The 25371-nt window shown below is 50.3% G+C and carries 22 protein-coding genes; 21 read left to right on the forward strand and 1 reads right to left on the reverse strand.

Annotated features, from left to right (window positions below):
- The first annotated feature begins 28 nt into the window (after window positions 1–28).
- From AC0YNW_RS05600 to AC0YNW_RS05665, 14 genes are all read left to right on the forward strand, one after another.
- Entirely contained in the window at window positions 29–814 is a 786-nt protein-coding gene (locus AC0YNW_RS05600; protein WP_475831079.1) for an ABC transporter ATP-binding protein, read from the forward strand.
- Between the two features lie 191 nt (window positions 815–1005).
- Entirely contained in the window at window positions 1006–1821 is an 816-nt protein-coding gene (locus tag AC0YNW_RS05605; protein WP_475831080.1) for an SAM-dependent methyltransferase, read from the forward strand.
- Complete coding sequence (locus AC0YNW_RS05610; protein WP_475831081.1) at window positions 1818–3137, forward strand: opine metallophore biosynthesis dehydrogenase; 1320 nt, start codon at window positions 1818–1820, stop codon at window positions 3135–3137. The genes AC0YNW_RS05605 and AC0YNW_RS05610 overlap by 4 nt, the downstream gene beginning before the upstream one ends.
- A 57-nt stretch (window positions 3138–3194) precedes the next feature.
- A complete protein-coding gene (gene nikA, locus AC0YNW_RS05615; protein ID WP_475831082.1) occupies window positions 3195–4757 on the forward strand; it encodes a nickel ABC transporter substrate-binding protein in 1563 nt (520 codons plus the stop codon).
- Window position 4758: 1 nt separating this feature from the next.
- The gene (gene nikB, locus AC0YNW_RS05620; protein ID WP_475831083.1) at window positions 4759–5703 is read left to right on the forward strand and encodes a nickel ABC transporter permease; all 945 of its coding nucleotides are present in this window, start codon (window positions 4759–4761) and stop codon (window positions 5701–5703) included.
- A gap of 77 nt (window positions 5704–5780) precedes the next feature.
- Window positions 5781–6572, forward strand: a complete 792-nt coding sequence (gene nikC / locus AC0YNW_RS05625; protein ID WP_475831273.1) for a nickel transporter permease — start codon at window positions 5781–5783, stop codon at window positions 6570–6572.
- Between the two features lie 48 nt (window positions 6573–6620).
- The gene (locus AC0YNW_RS05630) at window positions 6621–7538 is read left to right on the forward strand and encodes a DMT family transporter (protein ID WP_387475307.1); all 918 of its coding nucleotides are present in this window, start codon (window positions 6621–6623) and stop codon (window positions 7536–7538) included.
- Entirely contained in the window at window positions 7513–8196 is a 684-nt protein-coding gene (locus AC0YNW_RS05635; RefSeq protein WP_475831084.1) for a class I SAM-dependent methyltransferase, read from the forward strand. The genes AC0YNW_RS05630 and AC0YNW_RS05635 overlap by 26 nt, the downstream gene beginning before the upstream one ends.
- Window positions 8197–8484: 288 nt before the next feature.
- Window positions 8485–9849: a cytochrome ubiquinol oxidase subunit I gene (locus tag AC0YNW_RS05640; protein WP_475831085.1), complete on the forward strand. Its 1365-nt coding sequence runs from the start codon at window positions 8485–8487 to the stop codon at window positions 9847–9849.
- Window positions 9846–10862 carry a cytochrome d ubiquinol oxidase subunit II gene (locus tag AC0YNW_RS05645; RefSeq protein WP_475831086.1) on the forward strand — a complete coding sequence of 339 codons (1017 nt, stop codon included), beginning with the start codon at window positions 9846–9848 and terminating at the stop codon, window positions 10860–10862. Before AC0YNW_RS05640 ends, AC0YNW_RS05645 begins: the two co-directional genes overlap by 4 nt.
- 71 nt (window positions 10863–10933) lie before the next feature.
- Window positions 10934–12709, forward strand: a complete 1776-nt coding sequence (gene cydD / locus AC0YNW_RS05650; RefSeq protein WP_475831087.1) for a thiol reductant ABC exporter subunit CydD — start codon at window positions 10934–10936, stop codon at window positions 12707–12709.
- On the forward strand, window positions 12706–14430 hold the full coding sequence (cydC, locus tag AC0YNW_RS05655; protein WP_475831088.1) for a thiol reductant ABC exporter subunit CydC: 1725 nt from the start codon (window positions 12706–12708) through the stop codon (window positions 14428–14430). Before cydD ends, cydC begins: the two co-directional genes overlap by 4 nt.
- Window positions 14431–14671: 241 nt before the next feature.
- A complete protein-coding gene (locus AC0YNW_RS05660) occupies window positions 14672–15598 on the forward strand; it encodes a permease (RefSeq protein WP_475831089.1) in 927 nt (308 codons plus the stop codon).
- A 31-nt stretch (window positions 15599–15629) separates the two neighbouring features.
- Window positions 15630–16682, forward strand: coding sequence for a TIGR03943 family putative permease subunit (locus tag AC0YNW_RS05665; protein ID WP_475831090.1), 1053 nt, complete (start codon window positions 15630–15632; stop codon window positions 16680–16682).
- A 692-nt stretch (window positions 16683–17374) separates the two neighbouring features.
- On the opposite strand, the gene pdxR is transcribed toward AC0YNW_RS05665, so the two are convergent.
- Window positions 17375–18811 carry a MocR-like pyridoxine biosynthesis transcription factor PdxR gene (gene pdxR / locus AC0YNW_RS05670; RefSeq protein WP_475831091.1) on the reverse strand — a complete coding sequence of 479 codons (1437 nt, stop codon included), beginning with the start codon at window positions 18809–18811 and terminating at the stop codon, window positions 17375–17377.
- 265 nt (window positions 18812–19076) lie between these two features.
- Between pdxR and AC0YNW_RS05675 the strand changes: the two genes are divergently transcribed.
- From AC0YNW_RS05675 to AC0YNW_RS05705, 7 genes are all read left to right on the forward strand, one after another.
- Window positions 19077–20234 carry a benzoate/H(+) symporter BenE family transporter gene (locus tag AC0YNW_RS05675; RefSeq protein ID WP_475831092.1) on the forward strand — a complete coding sequence of 386 codons (1158 nt, stop codon included), beginning with the start codon at window positions 19077–19079 and terminating at the stop codon, window positions 20232–20234.
- Between the two features lie 257 nt (window positions 20235–20491).
- A complete protein-coding gene (cyoA, locus tag AC0YNW_RS05680; RefSeq protein WP_475831093.1) occupies window positions 20492–21415 on the forward strand; it encodes a ubiquinol oxidase subunit II in 924 nt (307 codons plus the stop codon).
- Between the two features lie 20 nt (window positions 21416–21435).
- On the forward strand, window positions 21436–23415 hold the full coding sequence (locus tag AC0YNW_RS05685) for a cbb3-type cytochrome c oxidase subunit I (RefSeq protein ID WP_475831094.1): 1980 nt from the start codon (window positions 21436–21438) through the stop codon (window positions 23413–23415).
- Entirely contained in the window at window positions 23415–24041 is a 627-nt protein-coding gene (gene cyoC / locus AC0YNW_RS05690) for a cytochrome o ubiquinol oxidase subunit III (RefSeq protein ID WP_475831095.1), read from the forward strand. The genes AC0YNW_RS05685 and cyoC overlap by 1 nt, the downstream gene beginning before the upstream one ends.
- A complete protein-coding gene (gene cyoD, locus AC0YNW_RS05695; RefSeq protein WP_475831096.1) occupies window positions 24042–24368 on the forward strand; it encodes a cytochrome o ubiquinol oxidase subunit IV in 327 nt (108 codons plus the stop codon).
- 31 nt (window positions 24369–24399) lie between these two features.
- On the forward strand, window positions 24400–24747 hold the full coding sequence (locus AC0YNW_RS05700; protein ID WP_475831097.1) for a c-type cytochrome: 348 nt from the start codon (window positions 24400–24402) through the stop codon (window positions 24745–24747).
- Window positions 24748–24762: 15 nt separating this feature from the next.
- Window positions 24763–25338, forward strand: a complete 576-nt coding sequence (locus AC0YNW_RS05705; protein WP_475831098.1) for an SCO family protein — start codon at window positions 24763–24765, stop codon at window positions 25336–25338.
- Window positions 25339–25371 lie beyond the last annotated feature (33 nt).

Raw genomic sequence — 25371 nt, forward strand, 5'->3', positions numbered from 1 at the left:
GAGTAGGCAAGGAGGCAGGAAACGAATCATGAATGCCGTACTAACCGTTGATCGGCTGTGCAAGTCCTATCATGCCGGAAGCAAGGGGAAAGTGGAAGCTGTGCAAGACGTTTCCTTTCATATTGATGAGGGAGAGTGCCTGGGGCTAGCAGGGGAAAGCGGCTGCGGCAAAAGCACCGTAGCCAGACTGCTGCTTGCCTTGGAGCAGCCCGATCAAGGAGATGTTCTGCTGCATGGGACATCCCTTCACAGGCTGAGCGGGAAAGAGCTGCGTGAGCAGCGACGGTGGATTCAGGCTGTCTTCCAGGACCCTACGGCTTCGCTGAATGACCGGTTGCCAGTCTGGCGCTCCGTCATGGAGCCGCTGGACAACTTCCCGGAAGCCATTCCGTCGTTTCTGTCAGATGTGAGAGGTTCGAGGCAGGATACCGCTGCCCGCTTGTTCGAGATGGTCGAGCTGGAACCCAAACATCTGGATTGTTATCCTCATGAACTGAGCGGAGGACAGCGACAGCGGGTCGCGATTGCCAGAGGCATCAGTCTTCGGCCGAAGCTGCTCGTATGCGACGAATCGACGACCAGCCTGGATGTTACGATTCAATCCCAGATTCTGCATCTGCTGAAGCAATTGCAGAGAGAGCTGGGCATGTCTTATCTCTTTGTTTCCCATGATATTGCCGTAATCGAACAAATAAGCGATCGAATTATGGTGATGAAGGACGGTCGCTTGTTGGATGTATTCGCCAAGGACGAGATGTGGGACAAGGAGCGCCATCCCTATACCCGGCTGCTCATTTCCGCTGCACATTTTTAAATAGACATCATCCTACGTATAGATGTAGAAGGTCCGTATTTACCTGTAAAAGGTAAATCGGACTTTTTTGCGTGGTATGAAATGACTCTTTCGAGTCATTTCAGCTTCATACAAATGCTGTATAATTTCGAGTGTAATATGGTTTTTTTTACAATTTTGACGAAAATTCATATGAAATGGAGGGAAGTTGTTTGAAGCAGAAATATGCCCTGTTGCTTGCCTTGCAATCCTTCGAATATGAGATTCATCGATTGAAGGCTTATTCGGAAGAATGCTCGGAATGTTATGAGTTGCTGCAATTAAAGCTCGATGCGTTATGCAGCTTTATGACATCAGATGAGAGCGAAGCGCTGTGGGGGGAATGGGGAGACCGTGAAGAGATTCGGCAGCATGGAGAATTGCTTCGTTCTGCTTCCAATCAAGCGTTGTGCCGACTGGAAAAGTATCAATCCTGTCAAGTGCTTGAACAGAAGAAGAATGTAAGCGAATACTTGTCGCTGCTGGCGGCAACGGTCAAGCAAGAGCTGAAGCTGTTCGGCATGGAAGCCGCTTCACGGATTCTGTTCATCGGCTCCGGCGCTTTTCCAGTATCCGCATTGACGATGGCAAAGGAAACCGGTGCGGAAGTGTTTTGTCTGGATACGGATGAAGAGGCCGTGGCACTGGGGCGAAGAGTGGCTGAAGCGGCTGGACTGCAGGCTAAGCTTACGTTCTCCGGCAGCTATCAAGACGGCATATTCTTCCTCGAAAAAGCAACGCATGTTGTAATCGCTTCACTTGTGGGCAACAAGCTTGAGCTTCTCAGGGAATTGAAGGAAGCAGCCGGCATGGACACAAAAATCATTTTAAGATATGGGAATGGTGTGAAGTCGATTTTTAATTTCCCATTGGAGTTGGATCCCTCTGATGAATGGGAGATTACTCCCATAATCCAGAGCAAACGAATCTACGACACCGTTATGCTACAACGAAAAGGAGCTAGAGAGATGGAGGCGACACAGCTATGAATCCGTTGTTGACCACCCCCTTCGGTAATACGCTTGTCATCGGCGCAGGACCTGCCGGCATTCATGCGGCGATAGACTGGAGCCAGCGCTCTGCATGGATAGGTTTGTTAAATCGAGAAGGCGCGCATGCCAATCGAATCCACCAGGAGCTAAGCGAGCAGGACGATATGATTTCTGTCGATATTCAGGTGCCAAGGGCAAGGCATCTGTCAGGAGAAGTGCAACTGAATCGTTTTTACAACGGTTATGATAGCATCGAGGACCTATGGCATACACTTGTTCTCTGTACGCCAGGAGACAGCTATATGGAAGTCATTCGAAGCTTGAACCTGGAAGCGCTACCACGACTGAAGACGATTATTCTTCTCTCTCCCGGAATTGGTTCCAATCTTCTTGTCCAAAGCTCGCTTGGCTCTCTGGCAGCTAAGATTGAAATTATAAGCTGTTCCACTTATTATGCTTCATCTAGGTTTCCCTCCAATCAAGCAACGGTATTGAAGTCAGTAGTGAATGGACTTAAGCGAAAAGTGACCGTATCATCCAACCGCGTAGCCAGCCCATCGCTTCTTCTAGTTAAGGAATTGCTCGAATCCCGTCATGTCCAATGCGAGATCACCTACAATCCGCTGGAAGCGGAGTGCAGAAGCATTACAACCTACGTTCATCCGCCTCTATTCATGAACGACTTTTCGTTGAACGAAGTTTTTGGCCGCCATCCTTCCCGCAAGTACTTGTATAAGTTGTATCCTGAAGGTCCGATTACGCAGCATACGATTCGCAGTATGGTGCTGTTATGGAAGGAGATATCGAGTTTGCTTCGTGGACTCGGCGTGCAGCCGCTGAACCTGCTGCAATTTCTGAATGACGACAACTATCCTGTTCATGAAACGACGTTATCGCGCTCAGATATAGAGAACTTCCCGGATATGGACCCGATCCAGCAACAATATCTGCTATACATCCGCTATTCCGCCATCTTAATCGATCCCTTCTCAGAGCCTGACAGTCAGGGCAAATATGCGGATTTTTCCGCTATTTCCTATCAGCAAGCCGCAATCAAGAACGGGTATTGGACGATCCCCCGAATTCCTTATGAAGATTACAAACGATTGAAGATGCTTCACGCGGTGGGACAACGGCTTGGCTTGAATATGCCGCATGCGCATGTACTCATTAATCGGTTTGAAAGCAAGCTGACTTCCTTCATACAAGAGGCGGGGGCGGATCAGGTACATCCCGATCTGCTGAAGGATCACTCTGAAGAACAAGCGGAGGCGATTCTGCTGACGCTTAAGGTGTCAAATAGGAGCATTTAGATAATTAGCTACATTAATTAATGGCATTAAATAATCGACAAAGTCGGAGGGCTAGCTATGCACAGACAACCGTTATATCGCGATATGAAGCGGTTATGGATACTCGCAATATGCTTATCAGCGCTGCTTGCTGGATGTGCGAAAGACACAGATCAATCGGCCAAAACGGACACCGATAAAAAAGTGACAATCATCCACAGCTTGCCGAATGAATCAATGGACCCCCATAACGAGTGGATTGCATTAAGAGCTGGAGTGACCGAGACGCTAGTTCGGCTTAACGAGAAAATGGAAGTATCGCCATGGCTTGCATCTGCCTGGGAGGCAAAGGATGAGCGGACATGGAGCTTTACGATTCGCGAGGGTATTACCTTTCAAGATGGAACAAAGCTTGACGCAGCTGCTGTCAAGGCTTCCTTCGAGAGAGGAATGAAGGATAGCGAAGCGCTATCGGCCGGATTGAAGCTTCAATCGATGGAGGCGAACGGACAAGAGCTGACTTTTACGACGAAAGAACCTCATCCCGCCTTTCCGACGGAGCTGGTCCATCCGACAGCAAGCATTATTAGTGTTGCCGCCGAGAATAAGCTAGGGAAGGAAGCATTCAACAAAGCGCCAGTCGGTACGGGGCCGTTCCAAGTCATTCAATTCATTCCCGGTCAAGAAATAACATTGGACAGGTATGACGGCTATTGGGACGGTATAGCCAAGCTGAGCGCGGTGAAATTTCTGTTTAACGGGGATGCCAATGTCAGGACGCTTGCCTTCCAGTCGAAGCAAGCGGATATCGTTTATCATTTGGCGCCGGAAGCCTTGGGAACTATTGAATCAGACCAACAGTTGTCGGTTCAGTCTGTGACGAGCCTTCGCACACATTATTTCACCTATAACCCCAAAAGCGCCAGCGTCTCGGATATAAGGGTCAGGAGAGCAATCGATATGCTGATCGACCGGGACACAATCGTAAAGGACATCATGCTAGGACATGCACTGCCCGCCAATGGGCCCTTCAACAAAACGCTTCCGTTCGGCAACGATGGGGGCGTACAGCAGCTCGATCAGGCAGAGGCGCAAAAACTCTTGGAGAGCGCAGGCTACAAGAAGAATGGAGATGGGAAGCTGGAGAAGGATGGCAAGCTGCTTGTACTGAAGCTTATCGCATTCTCGGGTATTAATCCCGAGCTCCCCCTTATTCCATTACTTGTTCAATCTGAAGCCGCAAAGGCAGGTGTAACCATTGAGATCAGAGCCGTCGAGTATCCGGATGTCTATATCAAGGATCATTCCGATTGGGACCTATCCACGTCAAGCTACTTGACGTCGCCGCGCGGAGACGGCGGTTCGTTTCTGAATTCCGCCTATCTGCCTGGAGGCTCCTACAACGCCGCCAATGTTCAAGTGGACAACCTGGAGCCCATTCTGATGGAGCTGAATTCAACGGGTGATGTTCAGAAACGCAGCCAATTAACGCAACAGGCGGTTCAAGTGATCAACGAAGCAAGGGTGCACTCCTTTATTATTCATCCGAATATATTGGTCGGCGTTCATAACAGAATTATGAACTGGCGTCCGGGTGCCGAAGAGTTCTACCTTGTAACCAATAAGCTGGACGTACAGTGAAATGCTGACGCATGCTGCGCTCAGGCTGCTTCAGCTCGTGATGATGTTAATCGTCTTAAGTCTGGTTACCTTTATTCTTATGAAGCTCGCACCGGGAGATCCAGTATTAACCATCCTGAAAGCGCATGAAGGTGCCGTAACGGAGGAGGACACTCGTCTGGTTCGGGAACAACTGGGTCTTGATATGCCGCTCTATCAGCAGTATGGAGAATGGCTGGCTGGCGTTGTTAAGCTGGATTTGGGCCAATCCTACACGTCGAACAGGGATGTGTGGAATCTACTAGTCGAACGGTTGCCCGCAACAGTCATACTAATGGCGGGCTCCATTACAGCTCTGCTGATTCTTGCGCTCCCGCTTGGCATGCTGGCAGCCAAATATCAGGATCGATTCCCCGACTATATGAGCCGCTTGTTCGCTTTGTTAGGCTCATCCATCCCCAGCTTCTGGCTAGGGCTGCTGCTTATTTATCTCTTTTCTTATCAGTTGAACTGGCTGCCGATGATGGGCGGCGGCAGCATCAGCCATTTGATACTTCCTTCGGTCACACTTGGTTTTGTAATGGCGCCAGAATATATCCGCCTGCTTCGAGCAGGCATGCTGGACACCTTGTCGCAGGAATATATTCGTGCAGCCAGAGCCAGAGGGATCAGGGAGTGGAGTGTAATGGCTAGACATGCGCTAAGAGCCGCATTATTGCCTGTGGTTTCCCTAATGGGAATGAGCATGGGAGCGCTGATGGCAGGCTCTGTTGTTACGGAATCGCTGTTTGGCTGGCCGGGTCTTGGCAGCATGGCGATGGAAGCGATTACACAGCGCAACTACCCGGTTATTCAAGGCTATATTCTGCTTACAGGTGTATGTATTGGACTTGCCAATTGGCTGTCGGATATCGGCCTTGGAATACTCGATCCCCGTATACGGCTTGGAGGGAGGAGAGGATCTTGAAACAAGTGGTTCAGCAGGAAGGGCCGCCATTGGCATTGGAACGAAGAGCGCTATGGCGCACGACGCTTCGGAGTCCTATGCTGTGCGCTGGTCTGGTTATCGGAGTTATCGTATTGTTGCTTGCCTTGCTCAGTCCGTGGCTAATTCTTAACGGTCCGCTCTTAATACAGATGTCAGACAGGCTGCTTCCGCCGAGCTTGACCTATCCGCTCGGGACAGATCATCTAGGCCGCTGTGTATTCTCCAGGCTAATGGCGGGGACTTCTACGACGCTCGGATTGTCGCTTGTTGCCAGTGCGACAATTATTGTCATCGGCGTGCCGGTCGGACTTGTCGCAGGCTTCGCTAATAGACGCCTTGATTCCTTGCTAATGCGGTTGGCAGATGGTGCTGGAGCATTGCCGGAGTTTTTGCTAGCCATTGCTGTTGCCGGTTTTCTTGGTCCTGGCTTGACGAATGTGATCCTCGCAATTGCGATCGTGAAGTGGATTGGATATGCCCGATTGGTGCGAGGAATTGCGCTTGCAGAACGGGAGAAGGAATATATATTAGCATCTATCGTATCCGGCAGCGGGAAGTGGACCATTGTTAGGAGGCATCTGCTCCGACAGATGTATGCGCCGATTGCGATTATGGCAGCGGCGGATGTAGGCAAGACGATATTGCTGATCTCGGCGCTATCCTATCTGGGGTTAGGCGCACAACCGCCTTCGCCGGAATGGGGAGCGATGCTTAGCGACGGACGACCTTACTTCCAGACCGCGCCTGAGTTGATGATTTTTCCCGGGCTAGCTATTCTGTTGGTTGTACTCGCCTGTAATCTGATTAGCGACGGATTGCGGGATGTTCTGGATATCAAAGCCAGATAAAACAGCAGAAAATAAGCAGATCCTTCTGCAAGGATGAAAGAGGTTCCCATGAAAAATGGTGTTCTGATGGCTTTGCTGTCTGCTTTTGTGTTCAGTGTAATGAATGTGCTCGTCAAGGAGGCTAGCGCAACGATACCCTCCGCCGAAATCGCTTTTTACCGCGGATTAATAGGGACGTTACTGATCGTCGCGATGATGCGTCAGCAACGAATCGCCTTTTCCAGAAAGGGAGTTCCAATGCTGGCTTTCCGCGGAATGATGGGCGGGCTGTATATGCTGGCTTTCTTCTATACGCTCGCCAAATTGCCTTTGACCGATGCAAGTATATTAGCTCAATTGGCGCCAATTTTTGTGATCGTGCTTTCAGCTTTATTTCTGAAAGAAAAAATATCCCGCAACTCTATTTGGCTGCTGCTTGTCGTCTTTCTTGGCGCCTTCATCTTGCTGAAGCCGAATGCCTATTCCAGTTATTCCGTTTTCGCTATTGTCGGTCTGCTAAGCGCGTTGTTCTCAGCAGCGGCCAGCATCTCGATCCGGTATTTAAGCAAAAAGCATTCGGCTTATGAGATTGTTTTTTATTTTACAGTTACCTCCATGCTCGTGGCGATTCCATTCATGATGAAACATTATGTATCGCCCAATTGGAGAGAAGTTGCGCTGCTGCTGCTGATCGGCATTGTCTCGTTAATCGGGCAATTGTTCTTAACCAAAGCTTTTACGCATGAAAGTGCCATCGTGGTCCAGGTGGTCAGTTATTTCGGTCTAATGCTGAATGCGATGTTCGGTTATCTGTTGTGGGGCGAAACACCGGATGCCGCGACGATTACAGGAGGATTGTTGATTATTGCCGGTTGTATCGGCTTATCGTTATGGAAGCCAGGGCACAGCGCGGAAGCGGCGGCAAGCAAGCCCTCACTAATAGCCGCTAAGGAGGAGAAAGATGATAAAAGAGGAAACCTATTATGATGAGTGGTGGCAGGAAGGGGATCAGAGCATGGAGGATTCTCATTTGCCGCATTGGAAGCGAGTGCTTCGTTTTATTCCCGAAAAGGATTTGCGAGATTGCAGCGTGCTTGATTTTGGCTGCAACCAAGGCGGATTTCTGCGGCTGCTCTATGAGCTTCGGCCATTCAAGGAGGCGATCGGCACTGATCTGGCAAGCCGCTCTATCGAGCTGGCGAATCGCCGGAGAGGGGAGTTGCCGATTCAATACGTGCTAACGTCAAGCCCGGAGCAATTCGAGCAGCGATTTGATGTTGCATTTAGCTTGGCGGTCATGTATTTGCTTCCTGATCTTCAAGATCATGCGCGCAAGATGAAGCAGGCATTAAAGCCGGGAGGCGTCTATTACGCCACCTATGCGGATTATCCCAATAATCCAAGCTTCCCGTTGATCAAGGAACGAATCAATGCCCATTCCGCAGTTCCCATGCAGGAGCATACGCTTGATGATATTGCCGGGGCTTTTTTCCGGGAGGGCTTCAAAGTATCCATCCGTCGCATGATTCCGGAACAATTCGTGGAGCTGTCTCCGGTCCCCGTCTGGTATCGGAACGTGGCCGATCATCTGCAATTTGCTTATGAGCAAGCCTATTTGTTCCAATTCACGGCGATGGAAGATTAGTCATGAATACTGCTTTCAAGCTCTCGTCCTATTAGGGGACGAGAGTTTTTTATATCCGCTGTCATGAAAGGATGCACCCTCGTCAATAACACAGATATAAGAATGAAGCAATGACTCGATCGGGCTGTTTGCTTGATTTTCACGAGGATGTCAGAAAAAGTTGAACCTTTATTGAAGTCGTCCGGTCTGGACGATTAATGATGTTGGGTTTGTTTATACTAGTACTTGAAAGCTGAGGATATCCGATCTTTGCCAGCTATGATTCGAGACGAGAGGAGTCGGAATATCGTGGAGATTGATACGGTGTTATGGAGCAGATTGCTAACAGGGCTTACCTTGTCCTTTCACGTCATCTTTGCCACTGTTGGCGTTAGTGTTCCGTTAATGATCGCAATTGCGGAGTTTGTCGGCATACGCAAGAAGGACCCGCATTATATTTTGATGGCAAAAAGGTGGACCCGCGGATTTGTCATCTCAGTTGCGGTAGGCGTCGTTACCGGTACGGCAATAGCGATGCAGCTGGCGCTGGTGTGGCCGAACTTTATGAAGCTTGCGGGCAATGTGGTGGCGCTGCCGCTCTTTATGGAGGTTTTTGCATTTTTCTTTGAAGCTATATTTCTAGGCATTTATTTATACACGTGGGACCGATTCCGCAACCCGTATATGCATTGGCTGCTCACCATTCCGATTGTCGCCGGAGCAGGCATGTCCGCGTTCTTTATAACAACGGTCAACGGATTTATGAACCAGCCGGAAGGGTTCATTCTGGAAGCAGGTCACTTCGCTGCTGTTAATCCGATCGAAGCCATGCTGAATACCGCTACGCCGTCGAAAGTATTTCATGTACTCACCTCGGCTTATATGACGGGAGCCGCGCTGCTGGCCGGCATTGCCGCATTTACGATGATCCGAAAGGGAGCAACGGCCTATTACAAGAAATCGCTGAATCTGATGATGGGCGTTTTGCTCGTATTTGGCTTGCTGACGACGGTTGCCGGTGATGTATCGGCGAAGTTTCTGGCGGAGCATCAGCCGGAGAAGCTGGCTGCGGCGGAATGGCATTTTGAGACGGAGAGCGGAGCGGATTTGATCTTCCTGGGATGGCTGAATGCCGAGCGGGAAGTCATCGGAGCGCTTCACCTTCCCAAAGCGCTTAGTTTCCTGGCATTCGGAGATTTCAATGCTGAAGTGACAGGACTGAATGAATTTCCGCCGGACGAGCATCCGCCGCTGCTTGTTCATTACTTGTTTGATTTTATGGTATCGATCGGATTCCTCTTGTTGGCGGTATCGGCGCTTTATTTCCTGTTCGTTCTCTGGAAGAAGCGCAACGAGCATAACAAGCTGCTGCTATGGGTCATTGCCTTATGCGCGCCGCTGGCCTTTCTGGCGGTCGAGATGGGCTGGTTCTACGCAGAGGTAGGGCGCCAGCCATGGATTATCCGCGGCTATATGCGCGTAGAAGAAGCGGCGACATCATCGCCGAATGTCATGCCGCTATTTTTTGTATTCTTGCTGCTCTACATTGTGCTTGGCGTATTGTGCGCGATCGTGCTGCGGCGGCTGTTCCGCAACAACCCTGCTGATGCGGAGTTCGAGCGCTATATGCAGAGTAAGCATAGTCAACAAGCAGGGGAGAGTGAGCGGACATGATCAGTTATGAGTTAATCGGCATTACGGTGCTGTGGCTATTTTTATACGGCTATTTGATCGTTGCCTCGATTGATTTCGGCGCCGGATTTTTTGCCTATTATGCCCGTCTGACCAAGCAGGATCATCTCCTTAATCGGCTGATCTCCCGCTACTTGTCGCCGGTATGGGAAATTACGAATGTGTTTTTTGTATTTTTCCTGGTCGGCATTGTCGGCTTCTTCCCGGATACCGCCTACTATTACGGCTCGTCACTGCTTGTGCCGGGAAGCATCGCGGTCATTCTGCTGGCGATTCGCGGCTCCTTCTATGCTTTCGAGAATTACGGCTCCAAGGAAAGCATCGTCTATCTTTTTCTTTATGGAGCGACGGGATTGTTAATTCCGGCTTCGCTGTCGGTCGCGCTGACGCTGTCCGAAGGCGGGTTCATTACGGAGCAAGGCGGCATTGTGTCACTGGAATACTTCAAGCTCTTCACCAGTCCGCTGTCATGGAGCATTGTTGCGCTGGCGATCGTGTCGGTCTTGTTCATCAGTGGGTCTTTTCTGACCTTCTATGCCTCGCGAGCTGCCGACCAATCGGCGCTTAAGCTTATGAGGAATTATGCGCTGTTCTGGAGCACGCCTACCATTATTGCAGCGCTGACAGCCTTTATCTACTTAAGCCAGCATAATGAGCGCCACTTCCAGAACATGATGGATTTGTGGTGGCTGCTGGCGCTGTCCGTTGGATTTTTTATGTCGGCTTTGTGGCTGCTGTATATTGGCCGCCGCTACGGACTAGCCTTCATATGCGTCATGCTGCAGTTCTTCTGCGCCTTCTTTGCTTACGGGATTGGTCAGTATCCGTATATTTTAGACCCGTTCATTACCATTCAGGAAGGAGCGACCCAGGAATCGATGGGGATTGCGCTTGTCATTGCCTTTATTGGCGGGCTGCTCTTGCTCATCCCGTCTCTGGCACTTGTGTTCAAGCTGTTCCTGTTCGATGCGGACTATGTGAAAGGCAAAAAGTAAGCCGGGCGATACGACAGCCGCAGGCGCAGTCGCGGCTCCTGACAATCGGCGGGAATAGGAGGGGAATTGGCGTGAGTAGAAAACGCAGCTTGATCGCTGTACAACTGTCGTCACAGCGGAAGAGCTTGATCGTACTTGGATTCACTTCACTCGCCCTGGGTGCAGCCATAATCAGCCAAGCCGCGCTGTTGTCCGCAGCGGTGAACCGGATATTTGTCATGAAAGCAACGCTTTCGTCCATTGCAGTTATGTTGGGCGCACTGCTTGCTGTCATGCTGGCACGCACATTATTCGTACATCTGAACGGGCACATCGGCTTGAAGATGGCCGCACACGTGAAGAAGGTGATGCGAAGCGAGCTGCTGCGCAAGCTGGTTAACGATTCCGTACCAACTGCACACGGCGGACAGACGGGAAGCAAAGTGAGCGTTATGCTGGATGCGGTCGATGAGACGGACAGTTATTTCAGCCAATATGTGCCCCGCATGATGGAAGCGGCCATTATTCCGCTCATGCTAATAGTCACCGTCTTTATTCTGCATTATCCGTCCGGGTTGATTATGCTGGTTACGGCTCCGTTTATTCCGATATTTATGGTGCTGGTAGGATTAAAGACGAAAAAAAAGTCGGAGGAGAAATTCGACCAGCTGGCCCAATTTTCCGGTACATTTTTAGATTCGCTTCAGGGGCTGATCACCTTGAAGCTTTATGGCAGAGTACGCCATCAAGAGGAAGCGATTAAGCAAAGCAGCCTTGCCTTCAGGGATGCCACTATGGCGATTCTGCGGATCGCCTTTACGAATACTTTCATGCTGGAATTGATCGTGATGCTGAGCATTGGGCTGGTGTCGCTTGAGCTAGCGCTGCAGCTTCTTGTTTTCAAATCCTCCATGACCTTTGAAACCGCCTTTTTTATTTTGCTGCTTGTTCCTGAGTTTTTCAGTCTATTAAAAAATACGGGAACCGCTTTTCATAGCGGACGAACCAGCATGGGAGCGGCTCGAAAAGTGGAAGACTTGCTAGAGGCATCAAAGGAAGAAACACGAGAGGCGAATGCAATGAGCGCGACGGACAGGCTGGATGTAGAGGCGATGACGACTCTTATGCCGCCAACAATCGAGCTGAAGCATGTCCGATTCCGATACGGTGAGGACTCCTTCGAGCTAGCTGCAGATTCGTTAGCCATATTGCCGGGTCAGAAGATTGCGATTGTGGGCAAGAGCGGCTCTGGCAAAACAACGATGCTGCATCTCATTGCCGGCTTGCTCCGTCCGATATCGGGCGAGGTAGTGGTGAATGGCCGACCCCTCGCTTCTTATGGGGATGCATCTTGGTTCGAACGAGTCAGCTATATTACCCAGCATCCCTATATATTCGCCGGAACTTTAGCTGACAATATCGCGATTGGTACGAAACGAGCCGTGACCCGCTCCGAGATCGAGCAAGCAGCAGCTTCTGCTGGTCTATCGACTTTGATCAGCGAACTGGAGAAGGGCTGCGATACGCTGGTTGGCGAAGGCGGCAGGGGGCTGTCCGGCGGCGAGAAACAGAGGCTTGCGCTGGCTAGAGCTTTCTTGAACAGGCCCGCTGTTATTTTGTTCGATGAACCGACTGTCGGGCTGGATATGTATACCGAAAGAGTTCTGCAACGGTCGATCGGAGAGCTGGCGAGACAAGCGACGATGATTACCGTCGCGCATCGTCTGTATACGATACGCGATGCTGACCGCATCGTCTTCCTGGAGAATGGCGTACTTCTGGATAGCGGCCGGCATGATGAGCTCATCACACGCTTGCCGCAGTATGCGGAGATGGTGGATATTCAGCGGAAGGGGAGACTCGGATGAGCGAACTAGCGATCCTGACGAAAGCGATGATACGGGAGCGGAAGGATATTGCCATAGCCATCGTAGGCGGATTCGTGGCTGGGATAGGGGGCGTGAGCCTCTTCTCCGCTAGCGGATATCTCATCTCGAAGACGGTATTCGCCCCGCCGCTCTATACCTTGATTGTCTTAATCTCTATCGTGAAGATACTGGGACTGCTTCGGGCGTTCAGTCGCTATGCGGAACGGCTGTATACCCATCGAGCGACGTTCTCTATTCTAAGCCGCTTGCGTACTGATTTTTTTGCGAGACTGGTTCCATTGGCTCCCGGAATTCAACGGAATAAGCGAAGCGGGGATCTTCTGGCACGCATTGTCGGGGATGTGGAGAGTTTGCAGCATTATTTTTTGCGGGTCGCTTATCCGCCGTTGGTGCTGGTGATGGTATTTTTGGCAACGGTATTATTTACTTCCTTCTATTCGATTTGGATCTCATGTCTGTTCGTGCTGGGCATGATTGTAACGGCGTTTGTTATTCCAGCAATCGTCATGCATGGCCTGCGGAGCATTCGCGGTCGCGTTCGTCTTGGGCGCGCAGCGCTTTCGACTGAATTGACGGAGATGCTGTACGGCTTTCTTGAATTGAAGGTGTACGGACAGCTGGAGCAGCGCGAGCAACAGCTGCGTCAATCATCGTCAGCTTTGGCCGACGAGCAGCAAGCCTCAGGGTCCCATCTGTTGTACGGGCAATCGATTCATGCATTTATGACCTTTTTTATTACCTGGAGTGTGCTTGTCCTAGGCGGGTATTTGATCATCAATAACTCCTTGGATGGTGTATTTCTGGCCATGCTTGTTATGGCTGCGCTCACTGTATTCGAGGAAGCTGCGGCAATGGCGACTCTCCCTGCTTATAAGCAAGATAGCGAGCATGCGGCCCAAAGACTCGCGGAGACTGTCCAACCTGACGTAAAGCAGCCGCTAGAGCCGTTGAGGACTTTATCTGATCAAGAGGCACCTTCTATCGCGTTTTCTGAACTACAGTTTCAATACGAGGGGGAATGGCGGGCCGCTCTGCGGGATGTTCAGATACGTATCCCGTCCGGAACAAAAACGGCGATTGTCGGACCTAGCGGAGCAGGCAAGACGACGATTCTCGAATTGCTGCTGAAGCTGTACACGCCAACTCAAGGTCAAATTCGGATAAATGGCATTTCGCTAGAGGAGCTGGATGAAGCCAGCATCTGGCAGAGGTCAGCCGTCGTGCTGCAGCATCATCATTTCTTTCGAGGCACCATTCGGGACAATCTGCTGTTGAGCGGGGACACGCACTCCGATGAAGCATTGACGACCGTGATGAATAACGTACAACTGCCGTACAAATCATTGGACGATGCCGTATATGAAAAAGGCGAAAATTTGTCCGATGGAGAGAAACAGCGACTTGCCTTGGCAAGAGCCATTCTGAAGGGCGGCCGGTTATGGCTGCTCGATGAGCCGACTTCATCACTGGATGCCGTTACCGAGCAAGCCATCTTCCAGTATCTGTTCGAGCAGTCGGCTAACGACACGATGCTTCTAATCTGTCATCGGCTGAATGGGTTGGAGAGGATGGATCACATTATAGTGATGGATCAAGGAAGGATTGTCGAAGAAGGCACGTATGCCGAATTAATGGACCGGCAGGGAAACTTTTATGAAATGAAACAAATCGAACGGCAATTGATAGGCGAAGAAGGATAGGAGACGAACGATCTCATCGTTCTTCCATTCAAGGACATGGCTCTTAGGAGCTATGTCCTTATTTGGTTGGTTTGGATAAAATGAAAGAGCATTGACGTACCAATAAAAGGGTTATATACTCTTTTAAAAGTAATCATTACGAACAAGGAGGTGGGTTCCTGCGTCAACGTCTACATGGAAAATTAATTTAACCTTTATTATAGTCATAGGACTGATCATTGTAATTGCCGTGTATCCTGAGATGCTGAGCACGGATGTACTTGCCAATGTGCAAGGGATGAACACGTTCAAGACGATGCTGATCAGCATTGTGCTTGAAGCGATGCCTTTCTTATTGCTTGGAGTTGTGGTGTCGTCGCTCATGCAAGTGTATATTCCTGAACAATGGATTAAGCGGTTCATTCCGAAAAATCCGATCTTGGGCGTGCTGGTCGCGAGCTTCCTCGGCATCTTGTTCCCTGTATGCGAATGCGGGCTCATTCCGGTCGTAAGGAGACTGATCGCAAAGGGGATGCCGTTATACGCGGGTGTCGCTTTTTTCCTTGCTGGTCCGATTGTGAATCCCGTGGTCTACTCTGCTACATTCGTAGCGTTCCGGACGAAGCCGGAAATGGTATACGCGCGTATGGGACTAGCTATTGCCGTTGCCGCCTGTATTGGCCTGATTATTTATTTGTTCGTCAAACATAATCCGCTTAAGGATACACGGGATGCGGCACATGCTCATCATACGCATGGGAACACTCACTCCACGAAGAAGAGGAACAAGCTCCAGGAGGCCATCCAGCATGGAGGCTCCGAGTTTTTTGACATGGGCAAATATCTGATTCTGGGTTCTTTTATAACAGCTCTCATACAAGCGTTTATTCCGCGCTCCGAACTAATAGACATCGGTCAGGGTGAATATACATCTCACATCTTTATGATTGGTTTTGCTTACATCCTTTCTCTATGTTCCACAGCGGATGCTTTTGTCGCGGCTTCATTTATGAGCACCTTTTCCGCTACTTCACTTCTTACCTTCCTGGTGTTCGGGCCGATGATTGATTTGAAGGGAACGCTCATGCTGCTTTCTGCTTTCAAAGCCAGATTTGTCATCCTGTTGATTGTGCTTGTCGCCATTCTGGTTCCGTTAGGCGCTTTACTCGTGGGCAGGTTTTATTTTTAAAAGGGAAGAGGGGAAGAGGGGATGAGCGGACATGCATGAACATAAGAGTATGGGTATTCATTATTTGATTCGAGCCGCTATTCTGGCAGGCTTCGCTTTCTATGTGGTGAAACTGGTCAAGATCGATAAGCTGCAATATTACATCGTGCCCAAGATGATACCGTACGTAAAGGTTACGTCGATTGTCCTGTTTCTATTGGCGGTCTATTATATCTATCTGGCATTGCAGAGCACGCATCAGAGGAATGAAGAGACGGCATGCGACTGCGGCCACGCTCATTCAAGCTCAATAAGCAAAAATATCTTGATGTACGGGGTATTCATTGTTCCTCTCCTTATGGGCTTCATGCTGCCTGACAAAATTATGGGCAGTGAAGTGGCAGCTGTGAAAGGGATGAATCTGAATGTAAGCAGCATACAGACGCCAATCATGCCGTCTGCGCCGCCGCTCACGGAAGATATAGAAGATGAAGAGCATGGGCAAGAAGATTCCTTTGCTGCAATCATTAAGGAAAACGCCCTCATTCCTGAGGACCGGGTAGCTGCGATTGAGGAACAGCTGCGGGATAAGGATACCGGGATAACGGATAAGGCTGATGGAGAAGTCTCCTCTAAGGAGAAGCTTGAAGACTTGTTCCCTACGGATACATATACGGAAGAGTATGGCGCGCTGGGGCAACAACTATATCCTAAAGAAGTCATACCGGTCGTTGAAGAGGGATTTCTGGAAATTATTACGGTGATCGATCTCTATCGGCAAAATTTTGTAGGCAAGAAGCTGGAGATTAGCGGATTTGTATACCGTGAGGATAATATGGCTCCTAATCAATTTGTAATTTCGCGTATGGCCATGACATGCTGTGCCGCCGATTCCATGCCTTACGGGATACTGGTGGAATCAAGCAGGGCGGCAAGCTATGCTGAAGATTCCTGGATGAAGCTAACAGGCGTAATCGGCGTGACCGAATATGACGGGATCGAAATTATTAGCTTGGATGCTCAGAAGATCGAGATGATGGAAGCTCCGAAGGACCCCTATGTCTACCCGTATTTTGGTGATTTTACTGATCTCGTTCAAGAATGATGAGAGGTGATGGAGAGGAATGTCGTCCTCTGCGTCCATTGGCAGATGAAGTTGGTCCAAGGTACATTGAATGTTCAAAGAAACCGTTCCATTCGTAAATGGTAGGCTATACTTCTATGGTTTTTGGCTTTACAAAATGAAGAAGGGACGTCTCTCAGTCATTTGATGACTGTTGAGATAGCTCTTCGTATCAGACGAGGCTGGTTCGCGTATTTATGTCGATAAGTCGATCCGATCGACTTATACGGGACGGTCGAGTCTGCTACGGGCATTTAAGTCGATCCGATCGACTTATACGGGACGTTCGAGGCTGCTACAGGCAGTTAAGTCGATTCTATCGACTTATACGGGGCGGTCGAGTCTGCTACGGGCATTTAAGTCGATCCTATCGACTTATACGGGGCGGTCGAGGCTGCTACAGGCATTTAAGTCGATCCTATCGACCTATACGGAACGGTCGAGGCTGCTACGGGCATTTAAGTCGGTTCTATCGACTTAAAAGGGACGCTCGAGGCTGCTACGGGCATTTAAGTCGATCCTATCGACTTAATCCCAGCCAATGAGCGAGTAATACCCCAAAGTTCATACGCACAATAACAATATAGATATTTTCGAATCAAATAGAGAGCTGCCCCTATGTCACTTCAGACATTCAGGGCAGCTCCTTTTTGTGTATGCTTGTACGCTGATCATCATACCATCAGCGCACGCAGCGCCTTCGCAAAACCGGCTATGCCCGGTTCGATTTGCTCTAGCTTGGCTCTGGCGAATGTAAATCGAACGTAGCCCGGATCGGAGCCATACACGCTTCCCGGTACAAATACCGTTCCATGCTTGATCGATTCCTCTAACAGCTTGCCCTCGGGGATATTCGGGATCAGCTTGCACCATAGATGCAGGCCTCCTTCCGGCGCCACAAATTCGACTAGACCTGAAAGCTCCTTCTCCAAGGACTCCATGAACAGATCCCGCTTGAATTGCAGCTGCATCCGAAGATTGTCCAGATGGGGAAGGAACAACGGCGACTGCAGGAATTGTCCTGCGATTTGCTGCGGAATGATGCTTAGCCCAAAATCCATCTGTTGTCTGGCATCAGCCAGCCGCTCCACAATAGAATGCGGCGCTACCATCCATCCGACTCTGAGGCCTGAAGCGGCGATTTTGGAGAAGGACCCCATATACAGCACCGAGCCGACGTTATCCATTGCTTTGAGCGGCATCGGGGGAGCGGCTTCATAGGACGTCAAGCTGAAGGGATCGTCTTCTACGATAGGGAGCCCTAATTCGCTGGCGATATCTAGCAGACGCTTGCGCCGCTCGTTGCTTAGCACCGTTCCCGTCGGGTTCTGGAAGTTGGGATTGAGGAACACCATCTTAATGCGATGCTTTTTATACAAAGTTCGAACATCTTCGGGCATAATGCCATCCTGATCGACCGGCAAGCGGAATAGACGAAGCCCCGCTGACTGAAACATCGGCAGCGAATAGCAATACGAAGGATCTTCGATGGCCACGGCATCGCCAGGTGACAGCAGGCATTGCGTAATTAAATATAACGATTGCTGGGAACCGGATGTGATAAGAATCGAGGACTCCGTTGTCCGAATTCCGCGGTGCTGCTGTAGATAGTCGACTAAAGCCTCTCTTAACGGAATCGAACCCTGCGGGTTGTCGTAACCCAGATAGGAGGTATATTCATGCTTGCTCATTAATGAAGAGATTTCTTGCGTAGGAGCCAGATCTGCCGACAGCTCGCCGCTCGCAAAATCGATCAGGGATGGATATTGCGCAAGAGCCTCGCGGATTCTCCGCATAAACGGCAAGTTAGGCAGAAAGCTGCCTCCTTCGGCATAGCGGCTCCAATTGGGCGTATGCTTGGGCGTAGCTCCCCATTTGGAGGTGCTCACCCGTGTTCCGCTGCCGGAGCGGCTTTCGATAATGCCCATGGAGCGTAGCTCCGCGAATGCCGAGATGACGGTGCTGCGGTTCACACCCAGTTGCTCAGCAAGCCTCCGCTCGGAGGGGAGCAAGCTCCCTGGAGGGAACTCGCCGTAAGATATTCTTTGTTCCAGATGGTCGGCAATTTGCTCGTACAGCGTCTTTTTGTTATTGCGATCAGGCATCCACATGTTGTAATCCCCTTGAACCATGATGTCCGTGTAGTCAAATGCGACTATTATCGTAACACGTATTCATGAGGATGAACCGGCGATTTTGTCGTTATCATTTAGCATTCTGTGAACATGGATGGTCTATATTCTTTTGAAACGGATGGTTTCATGGCAGCGCACAATGATTATGATGAGGGGACGACGGATATATTCCGTATGGGCGGAAAGCTTCAAGGCTCGTACCATTTCTTGCGGATAAATAAATAAAGGTTGGTTGAAGCTTATGGGTACAAAAACGATCATGTCCGGGTTAATGTCTGCACTGCTGGCATGCACCGGCGGTGCAATCATGATTGTTCAAGCAGCAGAAACGGCAGGACTGACCAAGGCAGAGCTAGTCTCCTGGTTCACCTCGGCTTATGTGATCGGAGGCTTGTTGAATCTTTTCTTAACGTTGAAGTACAAGATCCCGTTTGCCGGGGCTCACTCCATAACGGCGACTGCTTTCTTAGGGACAACGGCTATCGGTTTCACCTTTCCTCAATTGGCGGGCGCATTCGTCATGTCCGGCGTTTTGCTTCTGTTGGCGGGAATCTCCGGCTTTTTCGCCAAAGCGATGGACGTGATCCCCAAGCTGTTAATTGACGCCTTGCTGGCTGGTGTCCTTCTGACCTATATTATGGGGATGATTCCGGCAGCCGTTCAACTTCCTTATGCCGGATTGCTGGCTGCGGCGGGCTATTTCATCATGCCCAAGCTCTACAAGAAGCTGCCTCCGTTGCTATGGTCCATACTGTTCGGGCTGATTGGTCTATGCATCGAATACCGATTCCCCGCATTGCCGCATGCTGAATACATCCCGCCAATGATTGTGATTCCGGAGTTCACCATTCAAGGCTTCCTGACCATTGCGATTCCTATGTCTGTCTTAATATTAAGCAATGATCTTGCAGTAGCGCTTGCGGCGCTCAGAAGCAATCACTTTAAGCCACCCGTAAATAAAACGATTATGGCATCCGGATTCGCCAGTATGGTTACAGGCTTATTTGGAGGGAATGCAGCAAATGTCGGCGGATTAATGAGCGCTCTCTGCAGCAGCGCAGAAGCGGGACCTCAAGAGAAAAGATACGGTGCAGCGCTCCTATCCAGCGTGATCGTTATTGTCTTTGGTGCATTTTCTTGGAGAGTCATTGATATGTTGGATGCCTTGCCATCCCCATTTGTCGCCATGTTGACAGGTTTCTCCTTATTAGGATTGTTTCTGCGAGCGCTGAAATCCGCTTTCTCAGATAAGTTCTTGTTGATTCCTGCATGCATCACCTTTGCGATTGCCGCACTTCATCTGGGCATGCTCGGGATCTCCACGCCAGTCTGGGCTTTATTGGCTGGTATGGTCTTCATGAAGCTGCTGAAGAAGCGGAAGATCAAAGAATATCTATAATCGTTGCGATCATCCCTGCCAAAACCAGCTTATGACCGTCTTATGCGGATATAGGCTGGTTTTTTGTTGAGGCCTTGCAGCGAAAAGGGGGCGGCAGCTTAGTGGGCGCTGGATTATTCTGGTCTGCTAATTGTTGCAATTTGTTGAACATGGCTGGTTGTATATTCGCTTGCACCGGCTGGTGACACCTCTCTTGATCTCCACTAAAGTTAGGTTGATTTCAAAACCAGAAAGCATGAAGAAAGGAGCTGAAACTTATGAAATGGTCAAAAGCAAGCAAGCGATTGACCTCCGTACTGATGCCGATCCTGTTGCTCCTGCTCGCAACCGGATGCACGGAGCATATGGTTGTGCTGAATCCAAAAGGGCCGATTGCAGATCAGCAGCTTGATCTCATCATCATCTCGCTGGTGCTGTGCAGTATCGTCATTATACCGGTACTCATACTGACAGCGGTTATCGTGTGGCGATATCGCGACAAGAAAGGCAGGAAAGCGGCTTATACGCCTCATTGGGAGCACAGCACGAAGCTGGAGGCGATCTGGTGGGGGGTGCCTATTGTCGTCATTCTGATCTTGGCTGTGTTTACAGTGAAAGGCACGTATGCCTTGGAGCCTTCAAAGCCGTTGGAGTCGGAGCAACAAGCTTTGACGGTGCAAGTGACTTCATTGAACTGGAAATGGCTATTCCAATATCCGGAGCAGGGGATTGCGAGCGTGAACGAGCTTAAGGTTCCGGCTGGAGTACCCATCCGCTTCGAGATAACGGCTGATTCGCCGATGAATTCCTTCTGGATTCCACAGCTTGGCGGTCAGATGTACGCGATGTCGGGTATGGCGATGACTCTATATTTGCAGGCGGATGAACAAGGGAAGTACTGGGGCTCCGGCGCCAACTTTACGGGCACGCACTTCGCGGATATGTACTTTGATGTGGAGGCTACCTCGCAGGAGGAATTTGACGAGTGGGTGAACGGGGTCAAGAAGTCTTCGCCCGTATTGACGCTAGAGGGGTATAAGCAATTGGTGGAGCCGGCTACCTCGCAGGTCAAAACGTATTCGTCCTTCCCGGAAGGGTTGTTCGAGATGACGGTAACCAAATACGCATCGTCCCACAACCATGGATTGTCATGGGAGGAAGCACAAAAGTTCGAGCTCGCTGAGAGGCCAGCCGGAGATTAATAGGTAAGGGAGAGTTTAAGATGTGGGACAAAGTAAAAGACTTTGCTTCCGATTTTTTTGTAACGGGAGATCCGTTAATCTACGGGGCAGATGTCAGCATTGCGCTGACGCTTATTGCCATCGTATCGGTATTAACCTATTTCAAGAAATGGAAGTGGCTGTGGCGTGAATGGCTGACTACGGTCGATCATAAGAAGATCGGCATTATGTACATCCTGTCCGCCTTTCTGATGTTATTCCGGGGCGGCGTCGATGCGCTCCTGATGCGCGTGCAGCTCGCTGTGCCGCAGCTTGATTTCTTGCTGCCGGATCATTATAACCAGATTTTTACGACGCATGGCGTCATCATGATATTGTTTATGGCGATGCCATTTATGTTCGGCTTGTTCAACGTGATCGTTCCGCTGCAAATCGGGGCCAGAGACGTTGCGTTCCCGTTCTTGAACGCGCTAAGCTTCTGGTTGTTCTTCGCCGGAGCGATGCTGTTCAATCTCAGCTTTATCATAGGCGGTTCGCCGGATGCGGGCTGGCTTGCTTATCCGCCTTATTCGGAGCTGATGTATAACCCGGGCGTTGGACAAGACTTCTATATTTGGGGGATTCAAATTTCAGGGATCGGCAGTCTGATGACAGGCATCAACTTTATTGTGACGATCTTGAAAATGCGGGCGCCCGGCATGAAGCTGATGAAGATGCCGATGTTCCCATGGTCGGTGCTGTCTAGCTGTATTGCGATTATTTTCTCCTTCCCGATTCTGACCGCGACGCTTGCTCTGTTGTTCCTGGACCGCTACGCAGGTGCGCACTTCTTCACGCTGGATGGCGGCGGGAATCCGATGATGTATATTAATCTGATCTGGATGTGGGGACACCCCGAGGTGTATATCATTGTCCTGCCGGCATTCGGCATCTTCTCCGAGATTGTAGCGACCTTCTCGCGGAAGAAGCTGTTCGGCTACAAATCTATGGTATACGCGATGATGATCATCAGTATTTTGTCCTTTCTCGTCTGGGCGCATCACTTCTTTACGATGGGCTCCGGGGCGGATGTCAATGCCTTCTTTGCCCTGACGACGATGCTGATCGCGATTCCGACAGGGGTGAAGGTGTTCAACTGGCTATTCACCATGTTCCGCGGCAGAATCACATTCGAGACGCCGATGTTATGGACGATCGGCTTTATCCCTTGTTTTGTGACCGGGGGACTGACAGGCGTGCTGCTATCAGTTGCGCCAGCGGACTTTCAATTTCATAACAGTTATTTCTTAGTGGCTCACTTTCATCATGTTATTATCGGCGGGGTTGTGTTTGGTTACTTTGCTGGTCTTTACTACTGGTGGCCAAAGCTGTTCGGCTTCAAGCTGAATGAGCGCATCGGCAAATGGGCGTTCTGGTGCTGGAATATCGGCTTCTATCTCTGCTTCATGCCGCAATATGTGCTAGGCCTAATGGGCATGACACGCCGTGTTGTCTCTTACGGCTGGGACAAGGGGTGGGGCGACCTCAATCTGGTCTCCACAATCGGCGCTGTCATTATGGGCATTGCCTTCCTTATTCAGGTGTGGCAGATTGCGCATGGGCTGAAGCATCGGAACGCGAATCTGGACACAACGGGCGATCCATGGAACGGAAGAACGCTGGAATGGTCGATTCCATCGCCAGCGCCTTTATATAATTTTGCCACCCTGCCTGAGGTCACTGTACAAGATGATTGGTGGGAGCGGAAGGAGCGGGGCGAGCGGACTGTGCCTGCTGCAAAGAAATTAGAGCCGATTCATATGCCCAAAAATTCGGGTATTCCGATTCTAATGTCAGCTTGCTGGTTTGTTGCCGGATTTGGCTTTGTATTCCACTGGACATGGTTCATCATCGCGGGTCTGGCTGGCGTAGCAGTATGCATGCTCGCCCATTCCTTTAACTATGATACGGACTACTACATTTCTGTTGATGAAATTCAGCGTACGGAAGCGCAAGCGCGGAAAGGCGAGGTGAACGCATAATGTCTCAATCTCACGCACAGGCAGCGGTCCATCCATCTCAGCAGTCTGCTGAGCATCATGACCATCCTGATCAGGAGGGGATGCGGACCTTAGGATTCTGGATTTATTTGATGACGGATGTGATCATTTTTGGTACTTTCTTTGCCACGTATATTGTGCTTCGCGACAATACGAACGGGGGTCCGGGCCCGGCAGAGCTGTTCGAGCTGGGCGGTATTATCGCCAGTACGATTATATTGCTGACGAGCAGCTATACTTGCGGATTGGCACTGCTGGCGATGAATAAAGGGAACAAGCGGGCGTTGATCGGCTGGTTGGGCGTCACGGTCCTGTTAGGCAGCATATTTATCGGGCTTGAGATTAGCGAATTTACGCATATGGTTCACGAAGGGGCCACGATGGGCAGCAGCGCTTTTTTATCCGCGTTCTATACACTGGTCGGCACACATGGCTTGCACGTTGTAATCGGGCTCGTATGGATGATCGCGGTCATGCTTCAATTAGCCAAAAAAGGAATTACTCCGGTGACCAAGCGCAAGGTGAATGTGATCAGCTTGTTCTGGCATTTCCTTGATGTCGTCTGGATCTTCGTCTTTACGGTCGTTTATTTAATGGGGGTGAGCTAATTGGCACAATCGCATTCGACCCATTCGCCGGAAGAAGCGCATGGCTCGTTCAAATCGTATACGATCGGATTTGTACTCTCCCTTGTGTTGACCTTTATCCCAATCGGGGTCGTACTAAACGGTTGGCTGGAGGGGAAGGCGAGCGCAATCGCGCTCATGATCGCCGCTGTGCTGCAGCTGGCGGTGCAGCTGCTGTTCTTCATGCATCTGCGCGAGGAGAAGAAGCCGCGCTACAACCTGATATCGCTCCTCTTCGGGCTCGTCATTCTGCTCGTTATTGTCGCGGGATCGATGTGGATCATGATGTACAATATGGTCGCATTATAGGAGGCTTGCGGAATGCAGAGGAGGGACAACGATGAGAAGAGGAAGAAGTTATGGATTCTTCGCGGCGGTACTGGCGATGTTGCTGCTTCTGTCCGCATGCGGACAGAAAGCGGATAACAGCGTGCTTCAATCGACCATCTCCACGCCAGCAGATGTTGGCGCGGTTGCGATCTACAAGAAGCAATGCATCTCATGCCATGCCCATGATCTCAGCGGACGGGTCGGTCCGGCCTTGCATATCGTCGGCTCCGCCTATACGGCTGAACAGCTGGCAACCATAATTGGAGAAGGTTCCGGGAGAGGGATGCCGGCTTATGGCAATAGACTCGATCAGGCCGAAATCGAAGCTTTGGCGCAATGGCTGGCGAAGATGAAATAGAAAGGCGGGATAACGATGAAGAGGATAGCTTTGACAGGCATTCTAATTCTAGCTATGCTGGCGGCCGCCGGATGCGGCAATGGCAAGCCTAACCAGCTTAATTATTCGGTAGAGCCGTTTGCGTTCACCAATCAGGATGAGAAAGAGATTTCCTTAGCGGATCTGAAGGGGAGCGTGTGGGTAGCTAATTTGATCTTCACCTATTGCGAGACCGTGTGCCCCGTGATGTCGGTCAATATGGCCGAGCTGCAGCAACGGTTGAAGTCGGCTAATGTGGATGCACAGCTCGTCTCCTTCTCGGTAGACCCCGAGCATGATGACCCTTCGGCACTCAGGAGCTACTTGGGGAAATTTAATGCGGATTTCTCCAATTGGAGCGCATTGACCGGCTATGAATTTGATGCGATCAAAACCTTTGTATTGCGTTCCTTCAAAGCGCCTATCGCAAAGGACGAAGCATCCGGGCAAGTGATTCACGGCACGTCCTTCTACCTGGTCGATCAATCCGGTACGGTCGTGGCCAAATATGACGGGCTGGAAAATACGCCATACGAGAAGATCATCAAAGATATTAAGGCGCTGCAGCGGTAAGGGAGATGGGTAAGACAACCCTGGCTCAACTTC

The sequence above is a fragment of the Paenibacillus sp. J31R120 genome, assembly GCF_056269225.1.

Coding starts and splice junctions, on each gene's coding strand:
- nikA (WP_475831082.1), top strand. CDS start 3,195: ATGCACAGACAACCGTTATATCGCGATATGAAGCGGTTATGGATACTC.
- AC0YNW_RS05660 (WP_475831089.1), top strand. CDS start 14,672: ATGCTGAGCACGGATGTACTTGCCAATGTGCAAGGGATGAACACGTTC.
- AC0YNW_RS05685 (WP_475831094.1), top strand. CDS start 21,436: ATGTGGGACAAAGTAAAAGACTTTGCTTCCGATTTTTTTGTAACGGGA.
- AC0YNW_RS05635 (WP_475831084.1), top strand. CDS start 7,513: ATGATAAAAGAGGAAACCTATTATGATGAGTGGTGGCAGGAAGGGGAT.
- pdxR (WP_475831091.1), bottom strand. CDS start 18,811: ATGTGGATGCCTGATCGCAATAACAAAAAGACGCTGTACGAGCAAATT.
- cyoA (WP_475831093.1), top strand. CDS start 20,492: ATGAAATGGTCAAAAGCAAGCAAGCGATTGACCTCCGTACTGATGCCG.
- AC0YNW_RS05630 (WP_387475307.1), top strand. CDS start 6,621: ATGAAAAATGGTGTTCTGATGGCTTTGCTGTCTGCTTTTGTGTTCAGT.
- nikB (WP_475831083.1), top strand. CDS start 4,759: ATGCTGACGCATGCTGCGCTCAGGCTGCTTCAGCTCGTGATGATGTTA.
- AC0YNW_RS05645 (WP_475831086.1), top strand. CDS start 9,846: ATGATCAGTTATGAGTTAATCGGCATTACGGTGCTGTGGCTATTTTTA.
- AC0YNW_RS05610 (WP_475831081.1), top strand. CDS start 1,818: ATGAATCCGTTGTTGACCACCCCCTTCGGTAATACGCTTGTCATCGGC.
- AC0YNW_RS05700 (WP_475831097.1), top strand. CDS start 24,400: ATGAGAAGAGGAAGAAGTTATGGATTCTTCGCGGCGGTACTGGCGATG.
- AC0YNW_RS05600 (WP_475831079.1), top strand. CDS start 29: ATGAATGCCGTACTAACCGTTGATCGGCTGTGCAAGTCCTATCATGCC.
- AC0YNW_RS05675 (WP_475831092.1), top strand. CDS start 19,077: ATGGGTACAAAAACGATCATGTCCGGGTTAATGTCTGCACTGCTGGCA.
- AC0YNW_RS05665 (WP_475831090.1), top strand. CDS start 15,630: ATGCATGAACATAAGAGTATGGGTATTCATTATTTGATTCGAGCCGCT.
- cydC (WP_475831088.1), top strand. CDS start 12,706: ATGAGCGAACTAGCGATCCTGACGAAAGCGATGATACGGGAGCGGAAG.
- cyoC (WP_475831095.1), top strand. CDS start 23,415: ATGTCTCAATCTCACGCACAGGCAGCGGTCCATCCATCTCAGCAGTCT.
- AC0YNW_RS05705 (WP_475831098.1), top strand. CDS start 24,763: ATGAAGAGGATAGCTTTGACAGGCATTCTAATTCTAGCTATGCTGGCG.
- nikC (WP_475831273.1), top strand. CDS start 5,781: ATGCTGTGCGCTGGTCTGGTTATCGGAGTTATCGTATTGTTGCTTGCC.